Genomic DNA, 13194 nt, shown 5'->3' on the forward strand with positions numbered 1-13194 from the left:
CTGGCATGGCAGGTGTATTCGGCAAGCCCGAGGTCGTCGAGGAGACGCTCGACCTCCTAATCGTCGGCGGTGGCATGGGTGCCTGCGGCGCCGCCTATGAGGCCGGGCCATGGCTGCGGGCCGCGAAGGAGGCGGGGCACGACCTGCGCATCAAGCTGGTGGACAAGGCGGCCTTGGACCGCTCCGGCGCCGTGGCCCAGGGGCTGTCTGCCATCAATACCTACCTGTGGGTGACAATGACCCGGCCGACTACGCACGGATGGTCGCGAGCGACCTGATGGGCATCACCCGCGATGACCTGACCTACGATCTGGGCCGCCATGTGGACGACTCGGTCCACCTGTTCGAGGAGTGGGGCCTGCCGATCTGGAAGCAGCCCGGCGACGAGGATAAGCCATTGATGGCGGGTGGGCAGCCGGTGCGCTCGGGCAAGTGGCAGATCCTGATCAACGGCGAGTCCTACAAGCCGATCGTCGCCGAGGCGGCCCGGCGGGCGCTGGGGCCCGAGTGTATCGACGAGCATGTGGTCATCGTCAAGCTGGTCAACGACCGGCGCGATCCCAATCGGATTGCCGGTGCGATCGGCTTCTCGCTGCGCGAGCACCGGATCTATGTCTATCGATGCACGGCGTGCCTGCTGGTGGCGGGCGGCTGTGTGGGGATCTTTCGGCCGCGCTCGGTGGGTGAGGGCGCCGGCCTCACCTGGTATCCGGCGTGGAACGCCGGCTCGACCTACGCCATGGCCGCCGAGGCCGGGGCGGAGTTGACCATGATGGAAAGCCGCTTCGTGCCGGTGCGTTTCAAGGACGGCTATGGCCCGGTCGGCGCCTGGTTTCTGTTCTTCAAGGCCAAGGCCGTCAACGCCGACGGCGAGGATTACCTGGCCAGGCCCGAGGTTCAGCAGCTCCTGGAGGCCTACTTCCCCTACAACCGGGCCTATGTTACCCCCTCCTGCCTACGCAACCATGTCTTTCTCAATGAGCTCAGGGAGGGGCGGGGGCCCATCTATATCGACACCGTGAGCGCACTCGGTCAACTGGCCGAGCGCATGACCCCCAAAGAGATCAAACACCTGGAGGCCGAGGCCTGGGAAGACTTTCTGGATATGTGTATCGGCCAGGCCGGCGTCTGGGCGGGTGAAAACAGCGAGCCGGAAAAGCGGAACTCCGAGCTGATGTCGACCGAGCCCTATCTGCTCGGCTCCCACTCCGGCGGTTGCGGTCTCTGGGTCTCAGGTCCCACCGATGTGGGTGCGCCGACCGACGAGGACCACCCGGAGGCCGACCGAATCCCGGACCACCTGCCCGCGGGTTGGAATTGGGGCTACCGCTCCATGACCACGGTCGCGGGGCTGTTCACCGCCGCCGACGGGGTGGGTGCCTCCGGCCACAAGTTCTCCTCCGGCTCCCATGCCGAGGGGCGCATCGCGGTGAAGGCGATGATCGCGTTTGCCATCGACCACCGCGATGACCCGCCGCAGCTCGATACCCCGGTCGATGAACTGGTGGCCGAGGTCTACCGCCCGGTACGCAATTTCCTGGAGCATCGGGACTATAGCACCGCGATCGATGTGAACCCCCACTACATCACCCCGCGGATGCTCCAGTTGCGGTTACAGAAGATCATGGACGAATACGCGGCCGGGGTGGCAACCGGCTATCGGACCAATGCCAAGATGATGGAGATGGCCGAGGGGAAGCTGGCAATGCTCAAGGAGGACGCCTTGCAGTTGCGCGCCAAGGACCTGCATGAACTGCTGCGCGCCTGGGAGAATCGGCACCGCATCCTGGCCGCCGAGGCCCATCTGAAGCATCTGCAATTTCGTGAGGAGTCGCGTTATCCCGGCTTCTATTATCGCACCGACTTCAAGACGGTGGACGATGCGCACTGGAAATGCTTCGTCAACTCGATCTATGACCGCAAGACCAAGACCTGGACGCTGTTCAAGCGCAAATACCTGGACCTGATCGACAAGGCCGTCTCCTATAAATAGGGCGACACCTTAATCCTGGACGGAATTGTTTTTCACGCCAAGGCGCCAGGCTCGCCAAGGTTTTTCAGTGTGTGATCGGCATTGGGCTATTCACCCGGCGGGGGAGCTGGTGACGTCATCTACCCTATTGTATTTCTTGGCGAGCTTGGCGCCTTGGCGTGAGCGACAAAATGACAATCCAGATGACTGAAGCGCTGGGCGAGCGACTCGCGGCCCGGTTGCGGGCCACGGCCGACTTGCTGGAGTTGGTGCGCACCGATCGGACACTGCTCGCGGCCACGGTGCGTGCGGCGGGTCAGACCGCCGCCGCCATCCAGGCCGGCAGGACCCTCTTTATCTGCGGCAATGGCGGCAGTGCCGGCGAGGCGACGCATCTGAGCGGCGAGTTGATCGGTACCTTCCTGGACAAGACCCGGCGCCCGCTCGCGGCCATTGCACTGGGTTTCGACCTGAGCGCCACCACCGCGGTGGCGAATGACTCTTCGTTTGCCGAGGTCTTCGCCCGCCAACTCGCGGCCCTGGCCCGACCTGGGGACGTGCTCTGGGCGCTCTCCACCAGTGGGCGCTCGCCCAACATCCTGCGGGCGCTGGCGGTGGCGGGTGAACTGGGTGTGCAGCGGGTCCTGATCACCGGCGAGCGCGGGCGCGATCTCAGCGAGGCGGCCGAGACCGTACTCGCCGTCCCGAGCGATGAGACCCCGCGCATCCAGGAGGTCCACCTGATGCTCGGCCATTTCCTGTGCGAGGCGGTGGAGGCGATTGCGGGTACCGCCTGACAATGCCCTCCGTGAGCGCTATATCAGCTGATTTTTCTCACGCCAAGACGCCAAGACGCCAAGGTTTTTCAGTATGGTAGCGGCGCTGGGCAATTAACCCGGCGGGTGATCTGGATGCTGGGCACATTGCGTTGTGTTTCTTGGCGGTTTGGCGTGACAATGTTTCTTGACTGGTTTATTGCCGCACCGCCAGCCGCTCGATGGTTTGGCGCAAGAGCTCTGGGCTCACCGGTTTGGCGAGGAAGTCGGCCATGCCGGCCGCGAGGCACTCCTGTTTGACATCTTCGGAGGCGTTGGCGGTCAGTGCGACGATGGGCAACTCGCGTGCGCCGGCGAGCGCGCGGTAGCGGCGGGTGAAGGCAATCCCGTCGAGCTTGGGCATCCGCAGGTCGATGAACGCGATGCTGTAATTCTCGGCGAGTGCGGCGCGCAACGCCTGTTCGCCGTCCTGCACCCGCGTGGAGACGATGCCCATCTTGGTGAGAAAGGTGGCGATCACCTTGGCCGCGATGTCATTGTCCTCGGCCACCAGCACGTGCATGCCAGTGAACGCGGCCGCGGCGGCGCCCGCAAATCCCGATGTCTGCACGGCGCACGGCGAGGGCCCGGGCACCAGTCCGAGCAGTTGCTCCAAGGCCGCGACCAGGTCCGGCGCGAGGAAGGGCTTGCTCAGACAACTCGCCCGCGGCGTTGGCCCGGCGGGCCGGCGCGCCGCATAGACGAGGAAGAGACAGGGCAGGGCGGGGTGCTCGCTGCCCTCTGCGGAGCCAAGGAGCGCGTTCACCTTGGTGCGGATCGCCGCCAGGTCCTGCCCCGGCAGTCGGTCGGCGATGACCAGGAAGTCCAGGTCCGCCGCCGCGATGCCCAGGGCCATGATCTCGGATGGATCGGCCAGCGCGTGACAGTTGACCCCCGCGGGCTCCAGTGCCGCGCACATGAGGTCGCGTTGGCTATGGTTATACTCCAAGATCAAGGCGTGCAGTCCTTGCAGGCGGCTCACTGAGGTCGGTGGCGGGGATGGTGCAGCGCCGAGCAGCGGCAGCCGGACCCAGAAGCGACTGCCAAGTCCCTCTTCGCTGGCGACACCGATGTTGCCGCCCATCAGGCGCGACAGTTCCAGGGCGATGGTGGTGCCGAGGCCGGAGCCGCCGAAGCGGCGGGTGGTGGAGTCGTCCGCCTGGCGGAAGCTCTCGAAGATATGCGCGATCTTGTCGGCGGGTATACCGATCCCGGTGTCTTCCACCTCCAGCAGCACGTGTGGTTCCTTGATGCGCTGCGCCGGGGGGCTCACCGTGACCCGTACCCGGACTTCGCCCTCCTCGGTGAATTTCACCGCATTGCCGACCAGATTGAAGAGGATCTGTCGCACCCGGAGCTGATCGCCGATGAGGGTCTCGGGTACCTGCGGGGCCACCTCGCAGATCAGCTCCAACCCTTTGAACATGGACAGGCCCTCCAGCACTCCACAGACCTCCCGCACCACGGCGCGCGGCTGGAAGGGCCGGTGCTCCAGCGTGAGTTTGGCCGCGTCGATCTTGGAGAAGTCCAGGATATCGCCGATCAGTGCATTCAACATCTTGGCCGATTGGGCGATAGCGGTCACATAATCCTGCTGCTCAGTGTCCAGGGCCGTGGTCTTGAGTAGTTCGGTCATGCCCATGACACCGGTGAGCGGGGTGCGCAACTCGTGGGTCATGAAGGCCAGAAAGTCCCCTTTGGCCTTGTTGGCGCGCTCGGCCTCGTCCTTGGCCCGCTGTACGCGCCGCAACAGGGAGTATTGATAGAGCGGCAGGAACACCAGCAGCAGGAGGAAGAAGACGGCTTCAAAGGGGTGCTTCGACCATTGATTCAGGGTGGTCAGCACCAGGCTGTAGGCCACCACCGACTCGACCGAGGCCAGCACCAGATAGCGGGTGCCGTAGCGGGTCCCGGCGGAGATGAAGATCCAGATATACAGAAGGTAAAAGGGGCTGATCGCCTCGCAAGTGATGAAAATCGCCAGGCTGATGACGACGATGTCCAGGGACATGGACACATAGCGCCGCGCCGGCCAGACCGGGCGTATCAGGATGCTGACGAAGATCCCGGTCAAGGCCACGATGAAAACGCCGAAGACCGTAAGAAAGTACGGGATATCGACCTTGTAGTAGTTGGTCCAGGCCGCGAGTCCGATATAGAAGGTGCCGAAGACCCACACGCCCAGCCGGACCGCGGACGATTGGAACTCCGGATTGGCTAACAAGTCTGCCGGCAGCCCGGCAAACCCCTGCTTGGTTGTCATCGTCGCCCCCGCTGTGCTGTCATCGATATATGTACACGCCATGCCCTCCGGCGGCGGCCGAACCCGCCCCGACGCCCGGCCCCGGCCAAACTCCGCTGGCGTCCGGCCGAGCCGGTCATGGTATATTAGCCGATTGTATAGTGCTCAAAATTCCGGTCGCGAACGATCTCGAACGATAAACCCCGCCACTGCCCCTGTAGCCGGATACTGGGGGCAGGTGCGGGACCTTAAAGAGCTGAGGGGGAGACCACCTATGTCCAGGAAACATCCGATCGTCGCCGTCACCGGGTCATCCGGCGCCGGCACCACCACCGTCAAGCGTGCCTTCGAGCATATCTTTTACCGCGACGGCATCCAGGCCGCCGTCATCGAGGGCGACAGCTTTCACCGCTACGACCGGGTCGAGATGAAGGCCGAGACCGCCCGGGCCGGCGCGGAAGGTCGCAATCTGAGCCACTTCGGACCTGACGCCAACCGTTTCGACGCCTTGGCCGAGCTGTTCCACCGCTATGGCGAGTCGGGCACCGGCAAGAAGCGCTATTACATCCACAGCGACGATGAGGCGACGCAACAGAACGCCCGGCTTGGCACCGAGCTCAAGGCCGGTCAGTTCACCCCCTGGGAAGAGATTCCCGAGGGCACCGATCTGCTCTTCTACGAAGGCCTGCACGGCATGGTCGTGTCCGATGAGCACAATGTCGCCGAGCACGTTGACCTCGGTGTAGGCGTCGTGCCGATCGTCAACCTGGAGTGGATCCAGAAGATCCATCGGGACAATCTGGAGCGCGGCTATTCCGCCGAGGCCATCGTCGATACCATCATGCGACGCATGCCGGACTATATCCGCTATATCACGCCCCAGTTCTCGTTGACCGACATCAACTTCCAGCGGGTGGCCACGGTCGATACCTCCAACCCATTTATCGCCCGCGATATCCCCACCCCGGATGAGAGCTTCGTCATCATCCGCTTCCGCGATCCTGAGGCATTGCAGATCGACTTCCCCTTCCTGCTCTCCATGATCAAGGACTCATTCATGTCCCGGCGCAACAGCATGGTGGTGCCCGGCGGCAAGATGGGGATGGCCATGGAGATCATCCTTCAGCCCATCATCGAGCGCATGATGGACGCGCGGCGGGCCTAATTAGACGCTGCTCGCGCCGCTGCCTGGTTCCCAGGCGAACTCCTGGTTCCCAAGCTCCGCTTGGGAACCAACCCCTGACAAGCGCTGCTTGCGCGTCCGTTGTTTTTCAACCACCCAGGACCGCCCCACCCACGATGGCCGAACTAACGGGGCTTGCAGGTGCCGAGGCCAGCCCCCTGCCCGGCGCGTACACTATCGACTGCTTGAGACGCCCACGGTCCACGGCTAGCCGGCTGCCGGCTAATGGCTGATCCGGTATGATGGAATGACGACTGGATCGAGCCAAACAGGTCGGATTTTTTCGATCCCTATATTTTAGAATGGTTATGGTAGGCTAACCGGGCGATGCTGCCTCTTCCGCTATGATCGACCATGTATCCGAACCGCGGCGCAGTTATATCATGTCCCGCGTTGCCAGCAAGAACACGGGTCCGGAATTGACGGTGCGACAACTGCTTCATCGTCTCGGCTATCGTTACCGCTTACATGGTAGCGACTTGCCAGGCTCGCCCGATATCGTTTTCAGAAAAAGACGCAAGGTCATCTTTGTTCATGGCTGCTTTTGGCATGGGCACGCGTGTTCTCATGGGCGCTTGCCAAAAAGCAATGTGGAATACTGGAAGGCTAAGATCGCGTCGAATCGCGCACGAGACATGGACCAGATCATTCGCTTGGCCGATGCCGGCTGGGGGGCGCTGGCGATATGGCAATGCGAACTGAAGGACACGTTGAAATTAACTGAAAGAGTCGCTGCTTTCTTGGGTCCTCCCAATGTGACGAGCCAAGTTTTGGAGAATCGAAATGTATTGTAGGCCGATTGCTGTCGATCTCTTTTCCGGCGCTGGGGGCCTGAGCTTGGGATTCGAGCAGGCAGGTTTCGACGTGGTGGCAGCGGTCGAGGTCGATCCCATTCACTGCGCTACTCACAAGTTTAATTTTCCCGAGTGTACTGTCATTCCTCGCTCGGTCGAAGCCCTCACCGGATTGGATATCCGAAAGGCGTCCGGCATCGGCTGTAAGCCGGTCGATTTGGTTTTTGGCGGGCCGCCATGTCAAGGCTTTTCGCTCATCGGTAAGCGCGCCTTAGACGATCCGCGAAATAACTTGGTGCGCCATTTTTTGCGCTTGGTAACCGAGTTGTCCGCCTCCTACTTTCTTTTCGAGAACGTGAAGGGGCTAACGTTAGGGCGTCATCGGCAATTCCTGCAAGAACTGGTCTCCGAGTTTAGTCGTGCCGGCTATCGTATTCGCCTTCCTTGGCGGGTTCTCAATGCTGCGCAATATGGTGTGCCGCAGAATCGGGAGCGATTATTCATCATGGGGGCCAAGTCAGGTCTCCCGTTGCCGAATTATCCCGATGCCATAACGATGCCCTGCGGTAAAAAATTCGCGATGACCCTGTTCCCGTCAGGTCCATCTTGCCGCGACGCATTGGGCGATATCCCCGATGCCGAGCGATTCCCGGAACTGGCGGTCGACGATAGCGTGATCGCCGACGCTTGGGGGACGCCATCGCCTTACGCCGCCGGATTGCGATGCATCGCACCTGACGCCTGGCATTTTGGGCATCCGCGAATCTGGGAGCCCAGGCGATTGACTTCCAGTGCCACCACCAAACACACCGACATTTCTCGTCGTCGCTTTGCCAATACCAAGTCCGGAGAGGTCGAACCGATCTCGAGGTTTTTCCGACTGGATGCGGATGGTATTTGCAATACCCTGCGCGCCGGCACCGATTCGAGCCGGGGGGCCTTTACCAGTCCGCGGCCGATTCACTATGAATATAATCGCTGTATTACGGTTCGCGAAATGGCAAGGCTTCATGGTTTTCCCGATTGGTTTCGCTTCCATCGTACTAAATGGCATGGTGCGCGACAGGTGGGGAACTCTGTCCCACCGCCGCTAGCCCGGATGCTCGCAGCGCAATATATCGCCGCCATGGGAAATGTCGGCCAGCGACCGGATGTCGATATCGAGTTGGGCGACCCGTTGTTGCTCGGCTTGGATATGAGCGCTGCGGCGCGATTTTGGGGCGTGGATGTAACCATCGGAAAACGCGATCGAAAGAGCGGCGCCAGAAAACGCAGTCAAGCGGATACTGAGGCCGGTATCGGTCTGGCGAGAGGCATCTGAGAAATGAATAACAGTGTGGATACTAATACTCAAAATCGCTATAAAAAGCTTGTCGAAAAAGTGTTTTTAATCATTATGATGCGGGTATGACGGAGGTTGCATTCGCACGCCATGATCTTGTCGAAGCGGCGGGGGCCATTGGGATCGCTCTACCGAAAAATATTGGCGATGTTGTATACTCAATTCGCTATCGGATCGCCCTTCGGGGCGACCGGGCTTACGCGCTGTCCTAAAACGCGAGCCAGGCGTGAAGACGATTCGGCACGTTTCAGGCTGAAGCCCGCTCCAGACAGCTCAACAAGGTGGCGAACAGGGCCTCCGGCACGATCGGTTTGGCGATGAAGTCATTCATCCCGGCCTGGACGCAGCGCGCCTTATCCTCGGCGAAGGCATTGGCGGTCAGGGCGACGATCGGCAGCGCCGTGCAGTGCGCCAAGGCCCGGATGCGCCGGGTGGCCTCCAAACCATCCAGGTTGGGCATCTGCATGTCCATGAGGATCAGGTCATAGCGATTACGGCTTGCCAGCTCAAGGGCTTGTGCGCCATCCTCGGCTATCTCGGCCACCATCCCCACATCGCTCAACAGGGCCGCGGTCACCTCGCGGTTGATTGGCTCGTCTTCCGCCAAGAGGATTCGGCGGCCGCGATATTCACGCGCCAACACCGCCTCGGCGGCATCGCTCGGCACGCCGGACGCGGTGCCCGGTCGATTTGCCGCCTTCCTGAGTCGTGCAGTGAACCAGAAGGTGCTGCCGCTACCGGGTGCAGTCACCGCCCCGGCATCGCCCCCCATCAACTGGGCCAGTTTCTTGGTGATGGCCAACCCCAATCCGGTGCCACCATACTTGCGGGTGATCGAGGTGTCCCCTTGCTCGAAGGCGGAAAAGAGCCTGGCTAGGCGTTCGGGGGCAATCCCAATGCCTTGGTCCTGGACTTCCAGGCAGACCAATACGCTGTCGCCGGACTCATCGATGGCGCGGGCGCGCAGCGTGATCGTGGCGGGCTGCGCCTCGGTGAACTTGATTGCGTTAGTGGCATAGTTGATGAGTGCCTGCTGGAGTCGGGTGGCATCGCCCAGCAGCGGATGGGGCAGCGGTTGGGTTTCAACGGTAAGCCGAAGTCCCTTGGCACGTGCGCGCTCAAACAGCAGTGAGGCGACATTGGCGACCAGGCCGCCGACATTGACCTCGGTCTCGTCGAGGGCGAACTTGCCCGCCTCGATCTTGGATAGGTCCAGGACCGCGTTGACGATCTCCAGCAGGTGGTGTCCGGCGCCGTCGATCTTGTCGAGCCGCTCGGCTTGCTGCGCGGAGACACCGGAGCGCTTGAGCAGATAGACCATCCCGGTGATGGCATTGAGCGGGGTCCGGATCTCGTGCGACATGTTGGCAAGGAAGGCGCTCTTGGCGATATTGGCCGTTTCGGCGGCCTCCTTGGCGATCACGAGCTCACGGGTGCGCTCCTCGACCAGGTCTTGCAGGTGTTGGCGGTAGCGCTCAAGTTCTGCGGCGGCGGCCTTCTGTCCAGTGATGTCGTTGCCGACGCCCACCATGGCGACTGGTTGGCCGTTTTCGTCTTTGACCAGGGTGGTGCGCAAATCGAGAAAAATGGACGACCCGTCGGCCCGCAAGTTGACCACGGTCCCGTTCCAGGACCCCTGCGTCAGCGTAGCGTCGACGATTTCCTGTTGGGTCGCATCGGCATGGGGGCCTTCGCCATAGGCCGAAACATGCCGGCCGATGAAGGCCTCGCCGGACGAATGAAGCGCCGCTGTCTCCGCCCGGTTGACATAGGTTACGGTACCGTCCAGATCGGTGACGGTCACATGATCCTGAATCTGATCCAGCACCAGCGCTTGCAGGCGCAGCTGATCTTCGCGCTGCTTGCGCTGCGTGATGTCGTCGAAAATCGTGACAAAGTGTTCGGGCTTGGGGCAGAAGACCTGAATCGAAAACCACTGTTGGAGGGTCTGGACATGGGTCTCGAAACGCTCCGGCTGACCCCCGGCGGCGACGCGCCCATAGACCTCGAACAGCAGCGGATCGGATTCGCGGATACCGGGGATCACCGCGGTGATCCGCTGTCCGCAGATTTGCCCCAACCCGGTTTGTGTGTGGAAGGCCGGGTTGGTATAGAGGTGGATGTAGTCGGCTGGAACGCCATCCTCGAACAGCATCCGGCACAAGGACACGCCATTGGGCATGAGGTCCAGGATGGTGGCGCCGATGTTGCCCGCCAGCCCCCCCGCATCGTCGACCAGGCTGGACGTACCGGGTGCCATGCGGTCCGTGTTGTCCCCAGGATTTGACATACATCGCCTCTGCATCGCCCCGTTTGTTGTCGCCCCGCGGTTGGGCGATCCTACTCCAGAATCGGATGCAGCGGCGAGAAGCTCGCGACCGGGGGGCCGCTCCTACGCGGCGTAGGAGCGGCCCCCCGGCCGCGACGAGCCGTTAGCGCCCGGCGCCCGCCCGATCGACCCAGCCGCCGCGACACCCCTGGGTGCGGGTCGGTGCCGGCAGGATCAGCCCGCCCAGGGCCGAGCGGTCGGCGATCGGGCCTTTGAGCCCGATGCGCAGTTCGGTGATCAGGCCATTCGGGTCGCACTCCAGTCGCACCCGCTCGCCGCTGCCCGGACCGAAGGCGCGGTCGAAGGCGCCGCGTACCTCTTCGGCGCGCAGGCGTTTGCCGATGTTGGACGCGAAGAGCTGTTGCACTGCGGAGCCGTTGAGCTGCGCCAGCAGCGCGATGGACTGACGGAAATAGGTGTCGGCATCGGTGCCATAGCAGGTCCCGTGTTTGGTCCACTCGTGGCGGTCCAGGTCGGATAGGGCGCCCGGCATGACCTGCGTGAGTGCGGTGCGCGTGGCCGGTGTGAGGTCCGGTGCCGGCAGCCGCTGCCAATCGCCCGACTGCGCGGCCGCGCGGGTGGCCGGCGCCACCCCACAGTAGGCGCGTCCGATCGGTTGGGGCCAGAGCCCATGGAGCGAGAACTGCCGCGCGTCGGCTCGATCCGGGGTCTGGTCCTGGCACTCCGGGCGGCGCGGGTGCGTTTCGCAGAAGGCGGGCTGCCAACTCGCGGCGAGTACATACTGATCAGCCATGCCGCCGCCCTTGGCCGGCGTCGCGGTCGTGGCCGGATTTGCGGCCGGCGGCGGCTGGGATTCGGCCGCCACCGCCGCGGCGAGCCGGCCGCACGCGACCTCGATCCACCGATCCTTGGGCCGTGCGGACTCGATGCGCAGTTGATAGTGGGTCGGCTGCGGCTTGTTGCGCGCGACGATCCGATAGCGTTCACCCGGCATCAGGCGAATCTCGCCCGGGTTCTCCCGATGCTTGGTCGAGATGCCCGCCGGGCAGTCGCGCTCCGCGATCAGGCTGCCCGCGAAGGGCTCCGCCGCCAGTGCCAGGGGCCATAGACCCAGCGCCAATGGGATCAAAAGGCGAGACAGGTGCATCGTGCAATCCTCAATGTTGGCCCCGGGCGGGGCGCCGGCGACGGCGGGCGGGGGCGTATGATACCGGGCGATGGCCTTGACCGGACATAGGCCCTGGTCAACGGCCGCCGCTGCACCCATAAGCGCACTGTTTTCCGAGTCCGTTCAACCAACCGCGAGGTGACCCGATGGACCAGCACGAACAACAGTTGATCGCCGACCTCATGAGCAAACTGAAGGAGGCGGAGCAACGTTCAGCTCCCCGCGACCGTGACGCGGAGCAGCTGATCGCGGATGCCCTGTTGCGGCAGCCGGCGACACCCTATTACATGGCCCAGGTGATTCTGGTCCAGGATCACGCGCTACAGGCGCAGCAACAGCGTATCCAGGACCTGGAGAAAGAATTGGCGCAGCGCCCGGCGGCCGACGGCGGCAGATTCCTGGGCGGGCTCTTCGGGGGCGGCGCCGGTCAGTCGGTCGGTGCGGCGCGGCCGGGGACGGAGCCGCCGCCGGCGGCGACCGGCGGGGGCTGGTCCAATCCGTCCCCACCGGCCGAAGAGCGGGTGTCGGCGCTGCCGCCGGGGGCTCAATACGCGGCGGCACCCGCCAATCGCGGCCCGTTCGGCGCGGCACCGGCAGGCGGCGGCGGTTTCCTGTCATCGGCCCTGACGACCGCGGTGGGGGTGGCGGGCGGGATGATGGCAGCGAGCGCCTTGAGCAGCGTGTTCGGTGTCGGTGAGTCCCATGCCGCGGGGCTGTCGGGTGCTGGTGCCGAGACGGCCGCCGCCGCGCCGCTCGAATCGGCGGCCGCGTCCAGGCAGCCAGTGGACGATGAGCCGCAGTTGCCGGACGAGTGATGAATGTGACGAGCGTGCCCTTCACGCATGCTACCCCGGCCGCCGTCGGGGCGCGCAATCGCAGCCGCGCCAACGATGGCGAGATCGGTCGGCAGATGCTGGGCGCGCCCGCCGCTCTACCTCCTCATGGCCGCCAGCACCCTGATACCGACCGGCCAACGCCTGATCGGGGTCCCGCAAGTCGCCGCAGGGCGGAACCGTTCTAGCCAGGTTCCGGTGTTGCAACCGGCGGTTGTCCGCAACACTGGACAACGCCGGGCCGTCCGGGTATAGAGCGCGTCGGTCCCCCGCTGCCCGAGGTCCCGTGCGTGAATCTTCGCGAGGTCATCCTCCAACCCGTCGCCGCATCCGAGGAGGCGCGCGACCCTGATCATCCTCGCCTATCTCGTACACACTGCCCTCGACTGCCTGGACCCACGTTACCGGGCCGTGCGCGCCCACTTGCCCTCGCGCCAGACGTTCTTTGAACACCTGCGCGCGCTCGCTCAGTACCTCCCCTTCGACTCCTGGGATGACCTGTTTGACTTCATGCTCGAGGCGCTACGGCCGGCTCCGCGCAAGACCCGCGGCCGA

10 protein-coding genes and 1 pseudogene are annotated in these 13194 nt (G+C 63.6%); 8 read left to right on the forward strand and 3 right to left on the reverse strand.

Features of this window, described 5'->3' with window-relative positions; all coding sequences use genetic code 11:
- Positions 1 to 5: 5 nt before the first annotated feature.
- The 3 genes from QZX93_RS13575 to QZX93_RS13585 all read left to right on the forward strand — a co-directional run bounded on the left by QZX93_RS13575 (position 6) and on the right by QZX93_RS13585 (position 2769).
- Entirely contained in the window at positions 6 to 278 is a 273-nt protein-coding gene (locus QZX93_RS13575; RefSeq protein WP_295388426.1) for a hypothetical protein, read from the forward strand.
- A complete protein-coding gene (gene aprA, locus QZX93_RS13580) occupies positions 227 to 1993 on the forward strand; it encodes an adenylyl-sulfate reductase subunit alpha (RefSeq protein ID WP_295388428.1) in 1767 nt (588 codons plus the stop codon). The genes QZX93_RS13575 and aprA overlap by 52 nt, the downstream gene beginning before the upstream one ends.
- 182 nt (positions 1994 to 2175) lie before the next feature.
- Complete coding sequence (locus QZX93_RS13585; RefSeq protein ID WP_295388431.1) at positions 2176 to 2769, forward strand: SIS domain-containing protein; 594 nt, start codon at positions 2176 to 2178, stop codon at positions 2767 to 2769.
- A 175-nt stretch (positions 2770 to 2944) separates the two neighbouring features.
- On the opposite strand, the gene QZX93_RS13590 is transcribed toward QZX93_RS13585, so the two are convergent.
- On the reverse strand, positions 2945 to 5050 hold the full coding sequence (locus QZX93_RS13590) for an ATP-binding protein (RefSeq protein WP_295388433.1): 2106 nt from the start codon (positions 5048 to 5050) through the stop codon (positions 2945 to 2947).
- A gap of 253 nt (positions 5051 to 5303) precedes the next feature.
- Here QZX93_RS13590 and QZX93_RS13595 point away from each other — a divergent pair, with 253 nt between their 5' ends.
- From QZX93_RS13595 to QZX93_RS13605, 3 genes are all read left to right on the forward strand, one after another.
- Positions 5304 to 6194 (forward strand): phosphoribulokinase, encoded by an 891-nt coding sequence (locus tag QZX93_RS13595; RefSeq protein WP_295388441.1) that lies wholly within the window; start codon positions 5304 to 5306, stop codon positions 6192 to 6194.
- 362 nt (positions 6195 to 6556) lie between these two features.
- Positions 6557 to 7006, forward strand: a complete 450-nt coding sequence (locus QZX93_RS13600; protein ID WP_295388443.1) for a very short patch repair endonuclease — start codon at positions 6557 to 6559, stop codon at positions 7004 to 7006.
- Positions 6996 to 8327 carry a DNA cytosine methyltransferase gene (locus QZX93_RS13605; protein WP_295388445.1) on the forward strand — a complete coding sequence of 444 codons (1332 nt, stop codon included), beginning with the start codon at positions 6996 to 6998 and terminating at the stop codon, positions 8325 to 8327. The genes QZX93_RS13600 and QZX93_RS13605 overlap by 11 nt, the downstream gene beginning before the upstream one ends.
- Before the next feature lie 268 nt (positions 8328 to 8595).
- On the opposite strand, the gene QZX93_RS13610 is transcribed toward QZX93_RS13605, so the two are convergent.
- Both QZX93_RS13610 and QZX93_RS13615 read right to left on the reverse strand, forming a co-directional pair.
- Complete coding sequence (locus QZX93_RS13610) at positions 8596 to 10638, reverse strand: PAS domain-containing hybrid sensor histidine kinase/response regulator (RefSeq protein ID WP_295388448.1); 2043 nt, start codon at positions 10636 to 10638, stop codon at positions 8596 to 8598.
- A 142-nt stretch (positions 10639 to 10780) separates the two neighbouring features.
- Positions 10781 to 11785, reverse strand: a complete 1005-nt coding sequence (locus tag QZX93_RS13615; RefSeq protein WP_295388450.1) for a ribonuclease T(2) — start codon at positions 11783 to 11785, stop codon at positions 10781 to 10783.
- Positions 11786 to 11952: 167 nt separating this feature from the next.
- Between QZX93_RS13615 and QZX93_RS13620 the strand changes: the two genes are divergently transcribed.
- Positions 11953 to 12621 (forward strand): DUF2076 domain-containing protein, encoded by a 669-nt coding sequence (locus QZX93_RS13620; RefSeq protein WP_295388452.1) that lies wholly within the window; start codon positions 11953 to 11955, stop codon positions 12619 to 12621.
- Between the two features lie 360 nt (positions 12622 to 12981).
- Positions 12982 to 13110: pseudogene (locus QZX93_RS13625) on the forward strand (ISNCY family transposase); the annotation flags it as partial.
- Positions 13111 to 13194: the final 84 nt, after the last annotated feature.

Source organism: uncultured Thiodictyon sp., from assembly GCF_903946935.1.
Lineage (GTDB): Bacteria > Pseudomonadota > Gammaproteobacteria > Chromatiales > Chromatiaceae > Thiodictyon.